This is a genomic window from Thalassobacillus devorans, from assembly GCF_011761345.1.
GTDB classification, from domain to species: domain Bacteria; phylum Bacillota; class Bacilli; order Bacillales; family Halobacillaceae; genus Thalassobacillus; species Thalassobacillus devorans.
In genome coordinates, this window is the sequence record NZ_JAASRY010000001.1 from 564,214 (window position 1) to 583,273 (window position 19,060).

A 19,060-nucleotide genomic window follows, 5' to 3' on the forward strand; every position below is an offset into this window, starting at 1 on the left:
CGTTAGGGCAGTATATGCTGGAGTTAGGTAGCTATGTTGTTTCGTTAGGGCGGTATTGGCTGGAGATAGGTCGTTATGGTGCTTCGTTAGGGAGGTATTTCGCTGGGATAGGCTGGATGAAACCCCTATAATGGGAGAGAACGTACACAAACTTCCAACTGGAGGTACGATCATGACAGAATGTAATGACTTATTCCGAAAACGAATCGGCATGGCTGAAGATAAAACGCTCACGATGAGTTCGCTTGGTGAATTGCTTGAGAAAACGGCATGCACCTTTCCTTTTGAAAACGCGCGGATTTTGAAGGGTACGACCCTCCCCCTGACAAAAGAAAATCTCGTCAGTAAGTTATTGAAGGAACAGGAAGGCGGGGTATGCTACGAGCTCAATCCGTTACTTTACTTTTTCCTGCTCGAAAATGGCTTTGATGTCCAACTGGTTCGCGGGGAAGTTTTTGTGGAAGCGAAGGAAGATTGGACGCATCTTGGAAGGACACATGTTGCAATTATCCTTGAACAAAATGGAGTATCCTGGCTGGTTGATACCGGCTTTGGGGGCAACGTACCGCTTCGCCCTGTCCCTCTGACAGGTGAAACGGTTAGTTCGGGTAATGGGCAGTTCCGGGTAAAACAGGCTGCCACAGAGTATGGGAATTATCTGCTGGAAATGAAGGTCAATCGTAAACAGAGCGACTGGCAGATCGGGTATACTTTCGATACGACCCGTCCGGTGAACGAAGTTGCTGAGCTAAATGAAGTGCAGGAAATCATTGAAACGGACGATAATTCCCCGTTCAATAAAAATCCACTGGCCGTCAAGCTTACAAATCGAGGCAGCAAAACGTTGTCCGATTCCTCTTATACAGAATGGATAGATGGGAAACAAAAGAAGAGCGACATAGATAAAGAAGAATTTCGAACACTGGCAAAAGAGCAGTTTGGTATTGAGTTTTAAGTGAAACCTATACTGACTCCATTCATATATAGGTGAGAAGGTAATGGCGTTAGGTCGGAACCTTCCTTCGTTAAGTCAGAAGTTGCAGGAGTTAGGGCAGAACATCCAGCTGTTAGGGAAGAAGTTCCTTGTGTTAGGGGAGAAGTTTTCCGCCTAAGTCCAAAAAATGTTTTTTATCCGGTCTAAATCGGCGATGAAATTCTGCAGCTCTTCCTGATTCAAGCGAACCAGTAATTGGTCATTCAAGGATAGCACCTGGCCGCCGGTATCGTCCTGATTCATTATCAGGTAATGGTAAATGGCATCGAATTGATCTTTATTAAGGGAAGATGAGGTAGACAGCTGTTTCACCTGCTGCAAAATGAAGGCATCACTATCCCGGTCGAACTCGCCGGCTAAGATTTCTCCTGAAAAATTCATGCGATCACTCCTTTAGAACGTTAGTTTGTCCAGTTTAGAAATGAAAATGTAAACAGGAATTTTTACATTTATATAGAAATAGATACAGGGACAAACAATGCGGAAAGCGAGGCAGTAAAAATGAGTATGAAAACAACCGATTTATGTGATCAATACCCGGAAAAGATTCGTATCGTCGATCCAACCTATGCAAGCTTTGGTAAAAAGAAAAGCTTTTTTGGCCCGATTTCAACGGTGCGGGTGAAGGATGATAATGTACTTGTGCGAAACGCACTGGAGACCATTCCGGCTGGAAACGTACTAGTTGTTGATGGCATGGCTTCGAAAAACTGCGCCCTGTTGGGAGGCAACCTTGCAGAAATCGCAGCAGAGCGAGAATTGGCAGGGATTATCGTCAATGGATACATAAGAGACCGCCTGGAAGTATGTGAAGCGGACGTTGGAGTCATGGCGTTAGGGACAATCCCATTGAAAAGTAAGAAAGAAGGCAAGGGCGAGACGGATATCGCCTTAGAATTTGGGAATACCGAATGGAATCCAGGTGATTATGTGTATGTCGATGAAGATGGTATTATCGTTTCATCCGAAAAGCTGGAACTGTGAGGAGGTACGAGGTGAAAGAATTTGAGGAGTTTTTAGCAAAGATCGATGACCCGGATCATCGTGACCGGACGGAGAAAGCGCTGCAGTGGGTTTCAGAGAAATTCCCGCAGTTAAAACGGGAAGTAAAATGGAATCAGCCGATGTTTACGGATCACGGCACATTTATTATTGCTTTCAGTGTAGCCAAAAAACACTTGGCCGTGGCCCCGGAACAGGCTGGGATTGAACAATTTTTAGAGGAAATCAAACAGGCTGGCTACGATCACACGAAACAGTTAGTGCGCATGCCGTGGAATCAGCCGATTGATTATTCCTTATTGGAGAAAATGATTGCGTTTAATATTAAAGATAAAGAAGATTATTCTGCTTTTTGGCGGAAATAAGACTGCTTATAAAAGTGAAAATAATCCATCTAAGTTTTTGCTTAGGTGGATTATTTTTGGTAGCTACATTAGATTGGGTGTATTAGGCTCAAGTCAGGCAAAGCTACTATGAGGGAAGTAAACCTAAAGGATAAGGACAGGATACAGATGTGGCTTTGATAAAATAAAAGATGAAGAATTCTTGTAGTGATTGTTGCTGCATAGGAAGGGTATTTGGAATGAAAGGAGTCTTTTTGAATGTTGGAACAGTTAATGAACATGTTGGAAGAACGGGAAGATGAAATGATTGCCATCCGCCGTCATTTGCATGAAAACCCTGAACTTTCTTTTCAAGAAGAAAATACAGCGGCCTATATTGAGGACTTTTACCAGGATAAGGGTGTCGAGATCGAGACAGAAGCAGGTAATGGACATGGCATTATCGTCACGATCAAAGGTGGAAAACCTGGTAAAGTGGTGGCGCTTCGCGCGGACTTTGATGCGCTGCCGATCAACGAAGAAGCAGAAGTACCGTTCAAATCGAAGCATGAGGGGATCATGCATGCCTGCGGCCATGATGCTCACACGGCGTATCTGTTAGTACTTGCTGATAGTCTGATTCAATTGAGAGAACATATCCAAGGCACGGTAAAAATCATCCACCAGCATGCGGAAGAAGTCCCTCCAGGAGGGGCGAAAAGTATAGTGGAAGCAGGGTATCTGGATGATGTCGATGCCATATTCGGTGTCCATGTTCTGCCGATGGCGCCTGCAGGGACGGTCGGCTACCGCAGTGGCTATACGTTTAACGGCCGGGCCTACTTCAAACTACGTATACAGGCGAGCGGTGGCCATGGCTCCTCACCACATAAGGCGAATGATGCCATCGTTGCCGGCTCTTATTTTGTGACTGCTGCCCAGACGATTGTCAGTCGCAGGGTGGACCCGCTTCGTACCGGCGTAGTAACGATTGGATCGTTTGATGGGAAAGGGAGTTTTAATGTTATCAAGGATAGCATCGAAATTGAGGGAGATATCCGGTATTCCGATAATGAAACGAGAGATGTCATCAGCAAAGAGATACAGCGAATCGCTAATGGAATTGAAGAGACCTTTGGAGTGATTTGCGAACTCACGTATGAACCGGATTATCCTCCGCTATACAATGATCCTGACATGACTGTGTTTGTTGCAGATACGTTAAAAAATATGGACGATGAGGATATTAAAGAGGTCAAGGAATTTCCGAGGCTGTCTCCTTCCGAGGATTTTGCTTATTATCTGGAAAAGATTCCTGGCTCCTATTTCTTTATCGGGTGTACGCCCAAAGGTGTGAAGGAACCGTATTTTAATCATCATCCGAAGTTTGATATCGATGAAGATTGTCTGCTTGTCGCGGCTAAATCTGTTGGTGCTGTGGTGTTCGAGTTTCTCGAGGCTTCACATAAGGAATGAACTATCTGATTATCCAGTAAAGCTCTTTTTTACTGAAACTCAGTTTCGAGATAAGCTGTTTCCGTTACGGTAGTAATGATTTAGAGGTTCGGGAAATTACCCGCTTTCCGTGGGCGTATTCCTCGGGCCGAAGCCCTGCGGGATCTCACCATGTACTATCCTCCCATCGGAGTCTCGCAATTTCCCGAACCTCCTTGCGTTTGTACGGGTAACGGAAACAGGTCAGTACTGAAAACTAAAAAATGAGGAAACAGCGAGTTTATCCCATATCACAAACTAAAAGGAAGCAGCTTATAATATCAGCCGCTTCCTTTTTTGGCTTTATATCCAAGATGTGACCTTACCAGGCTAAACTTGATTAATAGTTTTAATCTGCCAGCAGTTTTAATAGCTTTTCTCCGGTGACCTCTCCGTTTTTCATATAGACGCGCGGAACGCGTTTTCCAATCAGACAAGCTGTTTCGTAATGAATCGTTCCCATATGATCGGCAATTTCACCCATAGAAATAAAACCTTCAGAAGGTTCTCCGAAGACGGTGACGGTATCTGATACCGTTATGAATTCGATTCCAGTAACATCGATCATCGTCTGGTCCATGCATATTCTTCCGACAATCGGAGTCCTTTTACCTTGAACCGTCACATCGCCTTTATTGGAAAGGGAACGGGAAAGCCCGTCAGCATATCCGATAGGAAGGGTAGCGATGGTACTGGTCTGGGCTGTGGTGAACGTGCGGCCGTAGCTGATCGTCTGATTGGCTTCCAGTTTCTTGATCAGTACAGGTTTCACCTTCAGACTCATTACTTGTTTTAAAGGAATGAGTGGTTTTAAATGCTCTTCCGGATACAATCCATACAGGCTGATACCGACCCGCACCATATCCAGGTGCATCTCGGGATAAGCGATTGTCGCAGCACTATTGCAGCAATGCTTGATGGGGATAGATATATGATTTTCCAAAAAATCAACGAACCCGCAGAAGGCCGCAAATTGTTCTTTCGTATAGGCGGGATCTGGATTATCGGCATCTGCAAAATGGGTGAACGCTCCTTCGATGAACACATAATCGGAGGTGAGGGATTCGATGATCTGCAGTGCCTGTTTTTCTTCCGTGATGCCAATCCGGTTCATGCCGGTTTCTATTTTTACATGCACGCGGGCTGTCTTTTTCAGGGACTCCGCTGCTATTCGTACGGCATCGGCAGCCTCTTTTGTAAAAACGGTGAGGGTGATTTCCTGGCTGATCGCTGTTTCTACAGCATTCGGTGGCGTATAGCCGAGAACAAGGATCGGTTCATCCATCCCTGCCTCGCGAAGCAGAATCGCTTCCTCCAGAAGTGCAACAGCCAAGTAATCGGCACCGGCAGCAACTGCTTCTTTTGCCATTGCTTCCGCTCCGTGCCCGTAACCATCTGCTTTCACTACGGCCATAAGTTTTGTGTCTGGTTGAATATGCTGCTTGAATGCCAGCACGTTTTTTCGAAAGGCGTCCAGGGAGACTTCCGCCCACGCCTGACGATAGCTTCTATGATGCATTGGGTTACCTCCCTTACTAATGTTGTGATGATGGTAAAAAAGTATCCTGTCTGTCAATTGGACAGAAGGATACTTTTCACTTAATGAGCAAGTTCCGCTTCACGTAATGCGTTTACTGGAGAAACATACTCGTAACCAAGATCCTGTGCTACAGCTTCATACGTCACTTGGCCATTGACGACGTTCAGCCCTGAAAGGATAGCTCCATTATCCTCAACAGCCTGGGTCACACCTTTGGAAGCAATTTGGACCGCATAAGGAACAGTAACATTCGTTAGTCCCACGGTAGCCGTACGTGGCACAGCGCCAGGGATGTTCGCTACTGCATAATGAAGCACACCGTGTTTTTCATAGATGGGCTCATCGTGGGTAGTTGGATGGTCGACTGTCTCGAAGTTTCCACCCTGGTCAATGGCAACGTCAACAATAACAGATCCCAGCTTCATGGATTGAACCATTTCCTCTGATACCAATTTAGGAGCTTTTCTTCCTGGAATCAATACTGAGCCGATGACGAGGTCGGATTCTTTAACCGCTTCTGCGATGTTAAGCGGATTGGACATAACCGTATTGATTCTGGAACCGAAAATATCATCCAGTTCACGCAGACGGGCAGGGTTCAGGTCGATGATGGTGACTTCCGCGCCATAGCCAAGGGCGATTTTAGCTGCGTTGGTACCGACTACACCGCCACCAATGACGGTAACTTTTCCGCGTTTTACTCCCGGGATGCCGCCAAGAAGGATTCCTTTTCCACCTTGGGACTTTTCTAAATACTGTGCTCCAAGCTGGGAAGCCATACGGCCGGCTACTTCACTCATCGGAGTAAGCAATGGCAATGTACGATCGACAGTAATCGTTTCATAGGCGATGGCAGTAACTTCGTTTTCGATTAATGCCTCTGCTAATTCGGCTTCCGCTGCCAGGTGCAGGTAGGTGAAAAGGATAAGTCCTTTACGGAAATATTGGTATTCTTCCTTTAGTGGTTCTTTTACTTTCATAATCATATCCGCTTTTGCCCATACATCAGCCGGTTGGTCGATGATTTCCGCACCAGCTTCCACATATTCCTCATCCTTGAAGTTGCTTCCCAAACCGGCTCCTTTCTCGATATAGACGGTTTGTCCGGCATTTATCAGGTGAACGACTCCTGCTGGGGTCATAGCTACACGGTTTTCGTTGTTTTTTAATTCCTTAGGTACACCAATGATCACGATTCATCTCTCCTCTGTTAATTTCTTTTCCTCTCCATCGTAACTTTCTATTAAAGCGGTTTCATCGGGCAAATGGCAAAATAAAAAAAACATGCTTTGTGTATTTGCACAAAGCATGTTCAATCCAGTTTATCTGTAATTAAGTCCAGAAACAGGCTTACCTTTTGGTTTGGGTCGCTGAGATTGATCCCGCCGACTTCCCGAATCCGCTTCAGGCGGTAGTTCATGGTGTTCGGGTGAATAAACATCTCCTTCGCGGCCTGGTACACGTTGTTGTCATTTTTCAGGTACGTTTCTAACGTATCCAGGAGAAAGGTATGGTTGGCTTCGTCGTATCGGCGCAGGTTTTCAATTTGTCTGTTATGGTAATGGTTCTTTTTCTGGAACTCGTTTAACCGCTCAATAAATTGGTAGACCCCTAAATCTTCATATAAAAATACATCCGCAAGTTTTTCAGGAAACTTGTTCTTTAGCCGCAAAACTTCCGTCGCCTGATGATACGAATGGACAATTTTTTGTGAGGACGGATAGGTCATTCCCGCTGATCCATGCACATGCTGTAACTGTAATTGGCCTGTCAGTTTCATCATGAATTGCTGAATAAATTCTTTTAATGTTTGTTTAGGAGACTCGTCATCTTTTAATCGTACAAGCATAATGAAATCATCATCATCGAACAGGCGTGTAATTACGGAAACTTTCACCTGTGTTTCTGATAAATAATAGGCGTGTTTTTCCATTTGTTCCGTTACCACATCGGAAAAATTTATGACGACAATCGCTTTATTACCTTCCAGGTTCATATTGTACTGCTTTGCCTTTTGGAGAATTTCATCACTGTCCCAAAAGTCGCCTCGAAGCAGCTGCCAAAAAAAGTCTTTGTAACCTTCCTCGGATTTCCTCCGCCGTTTTCTGCGTTGGAGAAGAAACTTTTTCACATAAAGAGATGCTTCCTTGAATAAACGGTTTTCTTCACTCGTAAAAGTAGTGTCCGAGACATGTGCCCAAATAAAACCCAGTATCTCATTATTTTTCCGAATCGAAATCGCAACCCGATTGCCAAGTCCCGTTTCTTCCATCTTGGGAATGACAACAGGCTCATCACTGTCAAGCAGCCTTGGCATAATGCCATTTTTCCATAACCCGTTAATTACTTTATCGGGAACTTTGCGATTGATAATGGTAGCAACACGTACCTCGTCGATATTACTGGAATGGCGGCTGTAGGAGATAAGGCTATGATTGGAATCTTCTATTGTAATAGGGCAGTTGAAAATATCAGCAATACGATCGGCAAGTTCTTCGATGGATACATGACTTTCATTTAGTCGATCTTTCAGTATATCTGGATGTAGAGTCATTTGCCCGCTCCTTTATGTTCGTTTGAGTAAATACACAAATCGGTGCTTTTTAATTTTAGTATATTTACAAATAAAATTCATCTTCTAGATGTTATATTGTTACCCAAGACTGGACGGGAGGACATCATATGAAACAAGCACTAATGATTGGAAGCGCTTTTATTGGCGTGATCGTCGGGGCTGGCTTTGCCTCTGGACAAGAGGTACTGCAATATTTCACCAGCTTTGGCATAATGGGAATCATCGGGGCAATAGTTGCAACCGCTTTATTTGCATATACAGGTATGGCGCTTGTATGGATTGGAAGTCGAGTGAAAACCACTTCCCATAAGGAAGTTATTTACCAAATAAGTGGTAAATTATTAGGAACCATCATTGATTATGTACTTATTTTTACCTTGTTTGGGGTGGGGGTAGTCATGATTGCCGGTGCAGGTTCCAATCTTAATCAACAGTTTGGACTGCCGGTAGTTGCAGGAACCATCCTCATGACCCTGCTTGTATTGATGGCAGGAATGTTAAAGGTTGGCCGTGTCGTCAACATTATTGGAGGAATTACGCCTTTCCTTATTTTGTTCGTTCTGCTTATTTCCGTTTTCAGTTTTCTGAATGCGGACGGATCATTTGCTGAATTGGACAGCCAGGCCAACGAGTTACAGACCACGTTACCGAACTGGTTCATCTCTGCTATCAACTATGTGTCATTTAACATTGCAGTAGGGGCATCCATGGCGCTGGTCATGGGCGGTGCTGAGACAAACCGTAAAACGGCGGCGCTGGGAGGCCTGATGGGTGGTCTTGGTATTGGAGTTCTCATTATATTAAGTAACCTGGCTATTTTTACAAAAGTGGAGCACGCTGGACAAGCAGATATGCCGATGCTTGCCATCGTCAATGATGTATCACCGGTATTAGGAGTTATCATGTCGATCGTCATTTTCGCCATGATTTTCAATACAGCACTCAGCATGTTCTATTCATTTGCTGCCAGATTTTCTACCGTTGAAACCAAACAGTTCAAGGTGTTTTTCACCGGTACGATGGTGGTTGGTTTTATTGTCAGTTTCTTCGGGTTTACGAAATTGGTTGCCTACTTCTATCCACTGATCGGTTACCTCGGATTGACATTAATTGCCGTGTTAATCATTACACCTTTTCGGATGAAGAAGGCGTTTAAGGAAGATGAGGAAAGCGAGCCCAAGTCCGAGGAAGCGAAACAACGGGCAACGAGTTAACCCAGCAATTTTTCGTTAGGGCAGTATGGAAACGTTAGATAAAAAATCCCTGAGAGCAGCGGTTTGATCAACCGGATCTCAGGGATTTTTTACTTTTGTCGGAAGAGGATTGTTTAAAAACACCATACGTAGTTTCTGCCCATTGGTTCGTCTTTCGGTGTAATTAATTGGATCCTTTTTCGCTTGTTTGTTTTTGATCATGCTGGATGGTAAGCGTCAGCATGATTATACTGAAGATAGACGAAATCACGGTACTGCCGATTAGCAGCCAAATGATCGTATTCAATTTATTTTCCAATCGTCACAACTCCCTTGATGTAGTGTTACTTATTTTTGGCCGAATCCGTAATTTTATTTATGAAAATACGCTATTACTCTCGCGGGTACATACGAATACTATAATTGGTGGATCAAGACGGAATTCTTAACAATGGAGGGAAAAGTATGGACAACAACAGTCGATTGATTTTTTATGGGGCGATCAGTGTCGATGGTTTTCTTGCCCGTGAAAATCATGCCTTGGACTGGCTGATTGGAACAGAAGGCGAGCATGACACCGGGTATGAGGAATTCTACGATTCGATTGATACCATTTTGATGGGAAGGAAAACGTACGACCAAATCCAAGTATTGATGGAGGAATTTCCATATCAGGACAAAAAATGTTATGTGTTTTCCCGTTCGACTTACGGATCCACGGAACATGTGGAGTTTATCGATGAAGATATTGCTGCGTTCACGAAGGCATTGAAAAAGGAAGCGGGCAGGCGAATCTGGATCGTAGGTGGAGGCGAGGTGCTTTATCCGTTGTTACAGGAGCGGATGGTGGATGAGTTTATCATCCAGGTTGCCCCGACGATTATCGGCCGGGGGATTCCACTATTCATCCCTGGGGAAACGGAAAATCAATTGAAGCTGCTTGATGTTAAACAGTATAAACAGTTTGCAGAACTACATTATGAATTGGCGTGATATTATAACAAACTGTGCTGCAAATGCGGGGATGTAAGGAAATCGGCGATGGGATCGTCTGATTTTCACCTGTATGCATCATTTTTTGTATACAATGCTATTAAAAGAATTAAAAGAAAAGCAAAAGACAGATGGAGGAAGTATTTTCCCATCTGTCTTTTAACGTTTTAATTTTATGGGCTGGTTCTTCCGCTGTATGCATGTTCATGAGGAGGACTGCCATCAGCGGATGTTACCCCTCTAAATTCATGATAGTGACCTCCGCCAGGAAGGGGAATCGCAGGACCTGTTTCTCCATTTATTCTATGGTTATGGCCTGAATCGAAAGAAGTAACAGTAAAATAGCTATGGGTGTGGGGAACGCCACTTGGTGCTGGTTCCGTTGTGCCTGCATACTGATGTAGGTGTCCCATATCAAACGAAGTCATGCCACCGAACTCATGAACATGGACAGGACGGCCACCCCAGGAAGTAAGATATAATACGTGGGAATGTCCTTCATCCTCTTTAGATTGATCAGAACCTACAATAAAACCTGTTATAGGGAGTTCCAAACCATATTCCTCCTTCATATAAGAAAGTCATGTTGATTTTATGACGTTCAATCAAAAATATGTTGAAAAAATAAGTGCACAATTTTTGAGCGTTGAAGAAAATAGATCAATGATTGATGAATGGCTTGAATAAGAATCATGGAACAATTTCAAAAATAGTGCCCTGATTAAAGTCAGTCACTCTCACTGATCCATAAACCCCTAAATATAATCGCGTTTGGTTTAGATTCGACCCCAGGCTAACGAAATAAGCAGCTTCAGAACCGAAATCATAATCAGTTTCTATCACACTGAAATCGTTCAGTTTACAATCTGGGCTTACTCTCGTATAAGCTAACACTCCTTTGGCCGGAGCTTGGGATTCACCCCTCCGGGCAAGGTCGGTGAATACGACGCTTCCCGTTAAAGCGGGGATTGCATTTCCCATATACGGATGCACTCCTGTTAGTGCCGTTCCCCCGAACTTTTCGGGGCGGGAGTCATTATGATAGTAACTGGTTAAAGGCGGAATCCGCTTCACGGAAGTTTCGATGGCTTCCTTATAAAAAGCGGTAGTTTTCTCATCCAAATTTGATTTTGCAGCACAGCCCCTTATAATCGAAGTAGGAAAAGAACCTTCCCATCCTCGCCAGCCGAAGTTAATAACCCCTTCCTGGTCAGATTCAGAAGCTTGAATAAGCTCGTTAACCGGTACCGGTTTATATTGGGAGAATGAAAAAATTGACTCTACCAAATCCTGTCCGACGTTTCCTGCATATTTCCTATACTGATTGCCATACCATTGAAAGGAGATACCAGGGATATTGCGGACCCCTTTGGCAATAACCGTAAGCGTTTCCTGAATAGAAGCGGGTAGTTCATCAAAGCGTGTGACCACAGGTGGATGGATAGATGCTGGTTTTACTACATCGATTTCAATTATTTTACCCGCGACTTCCCTGTCGTTCTGACTTAAATTAAATGGATCATAGCCTGATCCGCCATCACCGGTGGTTAACACAAGCCTTCCCGTTTCAGGAGAAAAGTTTAGGCTGTTAACGCCATTATGATTGGAAAATGGCCTTCTTAAGTTAAGTAATGTCCGTCTCTTTTGCGGGCCATTAACGGTTAACACCCATTCTTCTACGGTGTCTATATGGTCGTATGCTGTATCCCTATTTGTCCATGTGAGGTTTAAACTGCCTGGATCACACGGGTCAGGGTTAAAAGGTTCTGGCAGAGCGCCTGGCCCTTGTGTTCCAGCCACTGAATAATGAAGGTAAAACAAACCGTTATAATAAAATTCCGGATGAAACGCCAGCCCGAGCAATCCTCGCTCATCATATCCCCCAGATGCCCCAAGTTTTATGATACGCGCGCGAATATCTAAAAAAGTTCTAATTTCCCCGTTTCCTATGTAAAAGATCTCTCCCACCTGTGTTGCAATAAATAGTCTTTCAACAGAGTCACCCGGGAGCATAGCTGTTTTCACAACAGTAGGTAAATTTATCTTATTTACAATAGGACGGAGCCTGACTTTAATTTTTCTCAACTACCTTTACGCCCCTTCTAATTGATTTATTTTTAAAGAATATGAGGAGAAATGTTCTAATAGTACCAATTAGGGCTGCGGCATCTCCAGGGCAGGCCACCACGAAATAATTTTTAGCATAATCTTTTAGTTTGGTGCATTTACCTATTATGGAGGTGTCGGATGGGGTCATTTTTCAGAAAAACAACATCAAGTGGTTGGGAAGAAGCGTTATTTCCAAATATCTCTGGTTATTCTAAGACAATGCGTCTTGCAGTTGGTGCTCTGTTAGGTTCCATAGCTGTAATCTTTCAGTCGGCGGGTGTTTTCACTGGGGTTGGCTATATTTTGAGTATGATGAGTACTGGTCCTCTCGTGCTTGCCAGTCTTTTGGCAGTAAGAACAGGGGTGATGACTTATGTCATAACCATCTTTCTTTTGGGCATACTCCAGCCAAGTGAGGTATTGGTGTTCGCCTTTACGACAGGATTATTAGGACTCAGTTTAGGTTTTGGACTTAAGTTCTTAAAGAGAGGGTTATTGATTATTCCGTCTGCAGCTCTGTGTTTGACCCTGGGTATTAGTATTTTATTGTATGGATTCAAATTTCCTATATTGGGACCCTCGGTTACCTCTCACTTTAATAGGGGGATTCTTACAGGAATCTTTGCTTTTTCCTTACTGTATAGCTGGATATGGAAGACTTTAAGTATCCCGGCTTTTAAACTCCTTAACAAAGTTTTACCTCTACGAATGTCTTCTAGGAAAGAAGGTTAAAATTCTTTCTCGTACGAAAGCTATTTTAATAAAATAGGCACTTATCGAGGAAGGATAAGCACCAGTGAAATAAAACTCTAATATCTTCTATCCAGAGGAATAATTTGCCCCCTGATTTCTCCATCAGGATTTTGCTCGGTATGAGCGTTCACGTACGTCAGTTCTTTACGCATAAATTTCAGCAGGTCACCGACATCGCGTATGCCCACATTATTATTCTCGATATCCTGGTCTGTAATGACTCCAGTGATTTTCCCTCTTCGTGTGGTAATCCCTTCTTGCTCAGCTAATGTCATTACATTAGCACCGAAAAGAAAAACGATGACAGGTCCATTTTCATCACGAGCACCAAAATGAATGTGTGCTTGCACGAAATTCCTGATATCCTCGACTTCAAGCTGAAACTTGATTTTTGTGCATTCTTTATTAGCAATGAATTTAGCTACTCCAAAAGCATCTGTATTAACTGGAGGCACTTCATTTCTACCTTTTAATTTTGCAATAAATTTGTCCATAATTACACCTCCTTCATGCGTAAGTTACGTTATTGTATGTAAAAAGGAATAAGCTTGTATAGGTGAGGGAATTAAAAGATGAAAAAGGGCAGCTGGAAAGTTTAATGAGATAGAAGAAACGAAATAAAATACAGAAATGGGAGCTTAAGATTGTTTCAATAGTCTTCAGCTCTTTCTTCATTCAAATCGGGGGACAGATCTCCGTGTGGTATTATAGATTTAGTACATATTGGAAGGTGTGATGTCTGATGGCATATAAACTGATGGATTCTTACCAGGCAGGCTTATATTTTGAAAAACTTATTCATGCAGAGGAGATGTCACATTGCAAACACAAGAACAAAAGCTTCAATCAGAAACGGAGCGGCTGATAATACGACCATTACAGAATGAGGATTACGAAGTGTGGCTGGAGGGGTTTCGAAACAGGCTTCCTTCCCAGTATAAATATGATGGCGATGGTATCGATGTGGACGCTTGGACACAGAGAAAGTTCCATGATATAGTTGCCAGATTTAAACGGTTAGCCGCAAGGGATGAGACGTATATGTTCGGGGTTTTTCGCAAATCGGATCAAAAACATATCGGCAGTGTTGAGTTTTCGACGATCATGAGAGATGAATTTCAGTGGGGAATGCTGGGGTACCGGATTCATAACCAATTCTGGAAGCAAGGTTACGGGAAAGAGGCGGTCCAGGAAGGGCTGGCTATTGCCTTTCATCATCTGGAGTTTAATCGTATAGAAGCTCATATTAATGTAGATAACAGCCCATCCATTCGGTTAGCAGAGAGTGCGGGACTGACTTATGAATGCACAAGGAAGGGATTTATTTATGAAGAAAATGACTGGACCGATAATCTTGTGTATTACATAAATAACAGATAAGCAGCAAGCAGGCGCAATTCTGTGAGAATGAATTGCGCCTGTTATTCTATTTCTGAATCTGGAAGGTGAGCGTAATAGGAAGTAGTCCTAATAACCATCACAGGATAGAAAATCAGAGTTAGTGATCCTTATAAGGTGTCTAATGAACAGAAGAAGGAGAAAATTTTGCGGGACGGTCTTTAGATGCTCGATAAGGACCGTTAACTTTCGTAAATCTTGAAGGGGCAGTCTTAATCGGAAAATTTTGTTCCATTCATTCGTTATACATAGTGAGAACTAACAGAGTCCTCCATCGCTGCGATAAAGGCACAGGACGTAGCTCATCAAGTTATTTCCAATAATTGAGTGAATTTTATGATAAAATGAATGAACGCACGTCTCATACAAGGAGAAAGACAAATGATATTGGAAAACGAGAATGGTTTACTGCTTAAGCGAATGGACCACTTAGGTGAACGGGACTGGAGAAGTGATCCGTGTTATAAAATTATATTTTCTCCTTTTGGCAGGGGCGAGTATCAGACACCTCATGGAGACATCTCTATTGATCAACATGCATTCTTTATCTTTAACCCGATGGATGCTCATAAACAGCTCCTCGCTACAAGGGAGAAATTCCTTATCGAGGTCCATCCATCCATGTTACAAGCTGCTTCCGAACAATTGGGTATAGGAGAGAAGGAACCTGAATTTTCATTGATTTCTTATCGTCATCCACTGATTCGGAAGTGGATGGCTTTTGTAAGAGACTTTCTTTCTTTAAACGAAGATTCAGATCCATCGACCAATCAATTTTTTCTTGAGAACAGTTTGACTCAACTTTCTGTCATGATGCTCCAATATGGAACCGGTTCTCATCAAACGGAGTTTCCAAGCTTTAAAAGTCAGGTCAATATAAATATAGTGATCGATGCTCTAAAAGAGAGCTACCGTGAAGATTGGACACTGGATGACATGGCTGCAGTTGCCAGGCTGAACAAATACCAGCTTGCTCATCTTTTCAAAGAAGAAGTCGGTCTGTCTCCATATTCCTGGTTACAACTATACCGCCTGTTTCGTAGTCAATCTGAGCTTCTACATACTAACCAGTCGATCCTTTCCATCGCGCTTCAACACGGCTTTAATAGTGTAGCTTCCTATAATCGCTTATTTAAAAAAGTTTACCGGAAGACTCCTTCTGAATTTCGCCATATTCACCGTTCGAAATAGCAGTGCTCCTCCACTTATCAGGAGAATGATCAAGCCACTGCCAAGCATCAGTTTTTGTATGGAAATAAATGTTACTAAAAGGCCGTAAACTCCTAAAGAGATCGTGTTAGAAAAGTATAAGAGAACGGCATTGGTACTGAAGGCCCTTCCTAACTTTCTTTCAGGAACAAGGGTCTGAAGAAGATAGCCCCGTGCCAATCCAGCAATAGGGAGCCCGATTCCTACGATTGCTCCTCCAATAAAAAAATGTTTTAAGTCATAGAGGGCTCCATAATAGATAATTCCTGCTCCCCATATGCTTGCCCCGATCAGGTAGTGGCGGAGCGTCATTTTCTTAATGAAATAGGGGATTGCAATATTTGTTAAGATAACAACTCCACCGAAAACTCCTTGCTGTATACTATAGAGCTCTTCGCTCTTCTCGCTCAGTTCTGCTAACGCTAGCAATAATCCTACTTCCCAGACCCACGTATTGAAGAAAACAGTAATAAACGTAAAGATGAATAAATTTCTAATGGTGGAATGGGCTTTTGCCCAGGAGGCAAATTCCATGATTGCTTTATATAAAGTTTTCAATGATTTCTTTTCGGAAGGAGCGGTGGCATCTTTCCATTGGAGCCTTGCTATAAAAAGAGCGCTAATCCCGTAGGTCAGAGCGTCTATCGTAAACAAATGGACTGTTCCAAAGGAATTCAATAACCATACGGTCAATAGGGGACTTAGGACAGTCACCCCTCTTGTCAAAGTGTCATACAAACTGTTAGCACTGGTCCTCTCCTCGTTCTTCGTGATCGAAGGCAGGACAGCGCGATGGGCCGGGTTGAAGAAACAGCCGATACTTTGAAGGAGAAAACTGATCACTAATAAATACCCATACGTCAATGCATCGAAATAATACAAACCTACAATCGACAGGACTAAAGGGATGCGAGCCAGATCTAAATAGATGAGTAATTTTTTCTTGGGCAGCCAGTCAGCCATTACGCCGCCAATCAATCCAAATAGAAGATACGGCAGGGTTTCTGCCATCGCCATAATGGTAGTATATAAGTTAGATCCTGTTATATCGTAAGCTAAAAACAAAAATGCCATCCCGGATAGGATGTCTCCTAGCCGGGACACTCCACCCGCTAACAGATAATACCGTATATTTTTGTTCATCCAAATCGTTCGATACATCTAATCACCTCTTGCCTTGATTATAAGCGGGCAGGAGGTGATGGTCTTTTTAATTATTGGCAAAAAACAGACCAATTTTTGCATGAATAGGAAGGTGAATGGCCCCTGGCCTTGCAAGTTGTAACATTTAACTATTGGTAATTAGCTGTAATGACCATTAGACAGTAGAGATATGAAACTAATGGTCTTAATAACGGAGATAAAGCCGATTAGAAGTGAGGAGTTTTTGTGGGACGGTCTTTAGAAGTTATATAAAGACCGTAAGCGATCGGAATTTTGAAGTAGGCACACGAAGGGAAAGGGGTTAAATATGATTAAAGGTCTATACGAAGCGCATTTGCCAGTGAGTAATATGGAAAAGTCTATTGATTTTTATCGTAAGTTAGGGTTGGAGTTAGCCCATCGTGGGGACGCGGTGACGTTCTTTTGGATTGAAAAGGGGAAGAGCTGGCTTGGTCTTTGGGAATCAGATAAGGTTGAAACCCCTTACCATCCTTCTCTCCGCCACATTGCCTTCCAGGTGGAATTGGATGATTTACTTAAGGCGAAAGAGTGGCTGGAAGAAAGAGGAGCAAGGGTGAAGAATGCGTTTGGCTTTGAGCCAGTGCAGCAGCCATTGGTGCTTCCAAATAGCCCGCAAACGCACGCTGCTTTATATTTTCACGATCCGGATGGCAATTCGTTAGAGTTCATTACTCCGCTGAAAATAGATGAGGAGATCGACTTTGAAATGATGGAGCTGAAGGAATACAGGAAAAGTCAAAGTAATTAGATTAGGAGGCTGCATATGTCGATACAGGGGCTCAATCACTTTTTGTTTTCTGTTTCAAATTTAGAAAAATCAATAGCGTTTTATGAAAACGTTTTTGATGCCAAGCTGCTGGTAAAAGGCCGAAGTACTGCCTACTTTGATGTCCATGGGATGTGGTTTGCACTCAATGAAGAAACAGGCATCCCTCGCAATGAAATAAAGCAGTCCTACACCCATATTGCCTTTTCGATTGATGAAAGTGATGTGGACAAAATGTATCAGAAGCTAAATGATCTGGGTGTTTCTATTTTGTCGGGCAGACCCAGGGATAAAAGGGACAAGCAATCGATTTATTTTGAAGACCCTGATGGGCATAAGTTTGAATTTCATACTGGTACGTTACAGGATCGATTGGATTATTATAAACAGGAAAAAACCTATATGGAGTTTTATGATTAAAACTCCATATAGGCCTTACTGGCCGCCACTGTTGGAGGAGGAAGCGGCTGTCGTGGCTGTTATCCCTGCCAGGGTTGCAGCCTGCTGGGCCTGCATCATAGTTTCGAGTGTGGAGAACAAACCTGTTTGGATGGTGGTGGCCTCCTGAAGCTGATGGCTTACCAGAATGTTAACCGCTACCTTGACATTCATTTCTTTTTGCCACCGGAAGGGAGCTTCCTGGTCCAGGGCATCCTTGAAAGCCAGGACCTCGTTGAGAGCGTTTATTTCATCTCCGAGGAATGCGAGCAGACCGGCTTCCGGATAAAGTAACTTTTTAAAACGGATTTCCGACCTCTTTAATGCTTCAGAAGCGCGGATGGTGCGATCTACTAGTTCATCAGGAAAATGCTCTTCGTCTAGTGAGAGCATATGACTTAAAAATTGAAGGTGGTTCCCCTTCCAAAATCCGTTCTGATCGAGTGCACGGTAGATATATTCAACTTGGTCGATAAGCGTTTCCATTTCTTCTTCCCGTTGAGCCAATAATGCGGCCAGCGGGTAATCATCGTTGGAGGTGAGAAATGGATGTTCCTTTTTCATTAACCGGTGAATCGAAACCGCTCGTTCCACTTTTTCCGCCAAGTCAGCCTCCGGGTGGTTTTGCAAGATTGCTGCAGCAGCAAGGTAGGTATATTGCGAACGGTTAAAACCGCTCCGAATCATAGTATCATAAACCTGCATCATGTCAGAAAATGCGCGGAATGGATCATTAAAACGTGTATCCAACATAGCGGCCACAGAATAGCGAAGCGGTGAGTTCAAATAGGAAAACATGCTGGCTTCTTTTTTAATTGTTTCCGAAAGATTTACATAACGATCGATATCAAATTCACGATCACTGGTCACATAGACAGATGCTACCATCATGACTATCTTTTTATCTGTCCATTTCATCTTTCTTCTCAATTGATTATAAATATCCAGGTATGTAGCTTTCATTGGAGTAAGTTCCTGCGCTAATGTCATACGTGGTCCCCCTTCTAAGTGGTTGGGTTTCTATTTGTTTATACGGATGAATGTTAAAAACGTTTCTATTTTATATGATAATAATAAACATGAAGGAG

General features: G+C 43.1%; 21 protein-coding genes. 11 read left to right on the forward strand and 10 right to left on the reverse strand.

What is annotated here, in order from left to right; translation table 11 throughout:
• Positions 1-172 precede the first annotated feature (172 nt).
• Positions 173-955, forward strand: a complete 783-nt coding sequence (locus tag FHS45_RS02745; RefSeq protein ID WP_062445120.1) for an arylamine N-acetyltransferase family protein — start codon at positions 173-175, stop codon at positions 953-955.
• 153 nt (positions 956-1,108) lie between these two features.
• Here FHS45_RS02745 and FHS45_RS02750 read toward each other — a convergent pair whose 3' ends face one another.
• A complete protein-coding gene (locus FHS45_RS02750; protein ID WP_062445122.1) occupies positions 1,109-1,375 on the reverse strand; it encodes a hypothetical protein in 267 nt (88 codons plus the stop codon).
• Between the two features lie 126 nt (positions 1,376-1,501).
• On the opposite strand from FHS45_RS02750, the gene rraA reads away from it, so the two are divergent.
• From rraA to FHS45_RS02765, 3 genes are all read left to right on the forward strand, one after another.
• Positions 1,502-1,978 carry a ribonuclease E activity regulator RraA gene (rraA, locus tag FHS45_RS02755; protein ID WP_481924047.1) on the forward strand — a complete coding sequence of 159 codons (477 nt, stop codon included), beginning with the start codon at positions 1,502-1,504 and terminating at the stop codon, positions 1,976-1,978.
• 11 nt (positions 1,979-1,989) lie between these two features.
• Positions 1,990-2,361, forward strand: a complete 372-nt coding sequence (locus FHS45_RS02760; protein WP_062445125.1) for an iron chaperone — start codon at positions 1,990-1,992, stop codon at positions 2,359-2,361.
• Between the two features lie 237 nt (positions 2,362-2,598).
• Positions 2,599-3,795: an amidohydrolase gene (locus tag FHS45_RS02765; protein ID WP_062445127.1), complete on the forward strand. Its 1,197-nt coding sequence runs from the start codon at positions 2,599-2,601 to the stop codon at positions 3,793-3,795.
• 367 nt (positions 3,796-4,162) lie between these two features.
• Here the strand turns inward: FHS45_RS02765 and alr are convergent, their stop codons facing one another.
• The 3 genes from alr to FHS45_RS02780 form a co-directional block, all read right to left on the reverse strand.
• On the reverse strand, positions 4,163-5,332 hold the full coding sequence (gene alr / locus FHS45_RS02770) for an alanine racemase (protein ID WP_062445130.1): 1,170 nt from the start codon (positions 5,330-5,332) through the stop codon (positions 4,163-4,165).
• Between the two features lie 80 nt (positions 5,333-5,412).
• Positions 5,413-6,546, reverse strand: coding sequence for an alanine dehydrogenase (ald, locus tag FHS45_RS02775; protein WP_062445132.1), 1,134 nt, complete (start codon positions 6,544-6,546; stop codon positions 5,413-5,415).
• Positions 6,547-6,665: 119 nt separating this feature from the next.
• Positions 6,666-7,907 carry a PucR family transcriptional regulator gene (locus FHS45_RS02780; protein ID WP_062445135.1) on the reverse strand — a complete coding sequence of 414 codons (1,242 nt, stop codon included), beginning with the start codon at positions 7,905-7,907 and terminating at the stop codon, positions 6,666-6,668.
• A gap of 128 nt (positions 7,908-8,035) precedes the next feature.
• Between FHS45_RS02780 and FHS45_RS02785 the strand changes: the two genes are divergently transcribed.
• Entirely contained in the window at positions 8,036-9,142 is a 1,107-nt protein-coding gene (locus FHS45_RS02785) for a YkvI family membrane protein (RefSeq protein WP_062445138.1), read from the forward strand.
• 163 nt (positions 9,143-9,305) lie between these two features.
• On the opposite strand, the gene FHS45_RS20295 is transcribed toward FHS45_RS02785, so the two are convergent.
• Entirely contained in the window at positions 9,306-9,440 is a 135-nt protein-coding gene (locus FHS45_RS20295) for a hypothetical protein (RefSeq protein WP_258953975.1), read from the reverse strand.
• A gap of 146 nt (positions 9,441-9,586) precedes the next feature.
• On the opposite strand from FHS45_RS20295, the gene FHS45_RS02790 reads away from it, so the two are divergent.
• A complete protein-coding gene (locus FHS45_RS02790) occupies positions 9,587-10,114 on the forward strand; it encodes a dihydrofolate reductase family protein (protein WP_062445140.1) in 528 nt (175 codons plus the stop codon).
• Positions 10,115-10,287: 173 nt separating this feature from the next.
• On the opposite strand, the gene FHS45_RS02795 is transcribed toward FHS45_RS02790, so the two are convergent.
• Both FHS45_RS02795 and FHS45_RS02800 read right to left on the reverse strand, forming a co-directional pair.
• Positions 10,288-10,668 (reverse strand): YmaF family protein, encoded by a 381-nt coding sequence (locus FHS45_RS02795; RefSeq protein WP_062445141.1) that lies wholly within the window; start codon positions 10,666-10,668, stop codon positions 10,288-10,290.
• A gap of 136 nt (positions 10,669-10,804) precedes the next feature.
• The gene (locus tag FHS45_RS02800; protein WP_062445143.1) at positions 10,805-12,199 is read right to left on the reverse strand and encodes a PQQ-dependent sugar dehydrogenase; all 1,395 of its coding nucleotides are present in this window, start codon (positions 12,197-12,199) and stop codon (positions 10,805-10,807) included.
• Between the two features lie 162 nt (positions 12,200-12,361).
• On the opposite strand from FHS45_RS02800, the gene FHS45_RS02805 reads away from it, so the two are divergent.
• Positions 12,362-12,955 (forward strand): hypothetical protein, encoded by a 594-nt coding sequence (locus tag FHS45_RS02805; protein WP_062445145.1) that lies wholly within the window; start codon positions 12,362-12,364, stop codon positions 12,953-12,955.
• 77 nt (positions 12,956-13,032) lie between these two features.
• On the opposite strand, the gene FHS45_RS02810 is transcribed toward FHS45_RS02805, so the two are convergent.
• Entirely contained in the window at positions 13,033-13,470 is a 438-nt protein-coding gene (locus FHS45_RS02810; RefSeq protein ID WP_062445147.1) for a CHRD domain-containing protein, read from the reverse strand.
• Positions 13,471-13,795: 325 nt separating this feature from the next.
• Here FHS45_RS02810 and FHS45_RS02815 point away from each other — a divergent pair, with 325 nt between their 5' ends.
• Positions 13,796-14,356: a GNAT family N-acetyltransferase gene (locus FHS45_RS02815; protein ID WP_062445149.1), complete on the forward strand. Its 561-nt coding sequence runs from the start codon at positions 13,796-13,798 to the stop codon at positions 14,354-14,356.
• A gap of 399 nt (positions 14,357-14,755) precedes the next feature.
• Entirely contained in the window at positions 14,756-15,565 is an 810-nt protein-coding gene (locus FHS45_RS02820) for a helix-turn-helix transcriptional regulator (RefSeq protein WP_062445150.1), read from the forward strand.
• On the opposite strand, the gene FHS45_RS02825 is transcribed toward FHS45_RS02820, so the two are convergent.
• Positions 15,503-16,744, reverse strand: a complete 1,242-nt coding sequence (locus tag FHS45_RS02825) for an MFS transporter (RefSeq protein WP_062445152.1) — start codon at positions 16,742-16,744, stop codon at positions 15,503-15,505. The two genes, FHS45_RS02820 and FHS45_RS02825, sit on opposite strands and share 63 nt — an antisense overlap.
• 310 nt (positions 16,745-17,054) lie before the next feature.
• Between FHS45_RS02825 and FHS45_RS02830 the strand changes: the two genes are divergently transcribed.
• Together FHS45_RS02830 and fosM are read left to right on the forward strand one after the other, a co-directional pair.
• On the forward strand, positions 17,055-17,516 hold the full coding sequence (locus tag FHS45_RS02830) for a VOC family protein (RefSeq protein ID WP_062445154.1): 462 nt from the start codon (positions 17,055-17,057) through the stop codon (positions 17,514-17,516).
• A 15-nt stretch (positions 17,517-17,531) separates the two neighbouring features.
• On the forward strand, positions 17,532-17,954 hold the full coding sequence (fosM, locus tag FHS45_RS02835) for a FosM family fosfomycin resistance protein (RefSeq protein ID WP_062445156.1): 423 nt from the start codon (positions 17,532-17,534) through the stop codon (positions 17,952-17,954).
• 15 nt (positions 17,955-17,969) lie between these two features.
• On the opposite strand, the gene FHS45_RS02840 is transcribed toward fosM, so the two are convergent.
• On the reverse strand, positions 17,970-18,962 hold the full coding sequence (locus FHS45_RS02840; protein WP_062445158.1) for a DUF4003 family protein: 993 nt from the start codon (positions 18,960-18,962) through the stop codon (positions 17,970-17,972).
• Positions 18,963-19,060 lie beyond the last annotated feature (98 nt).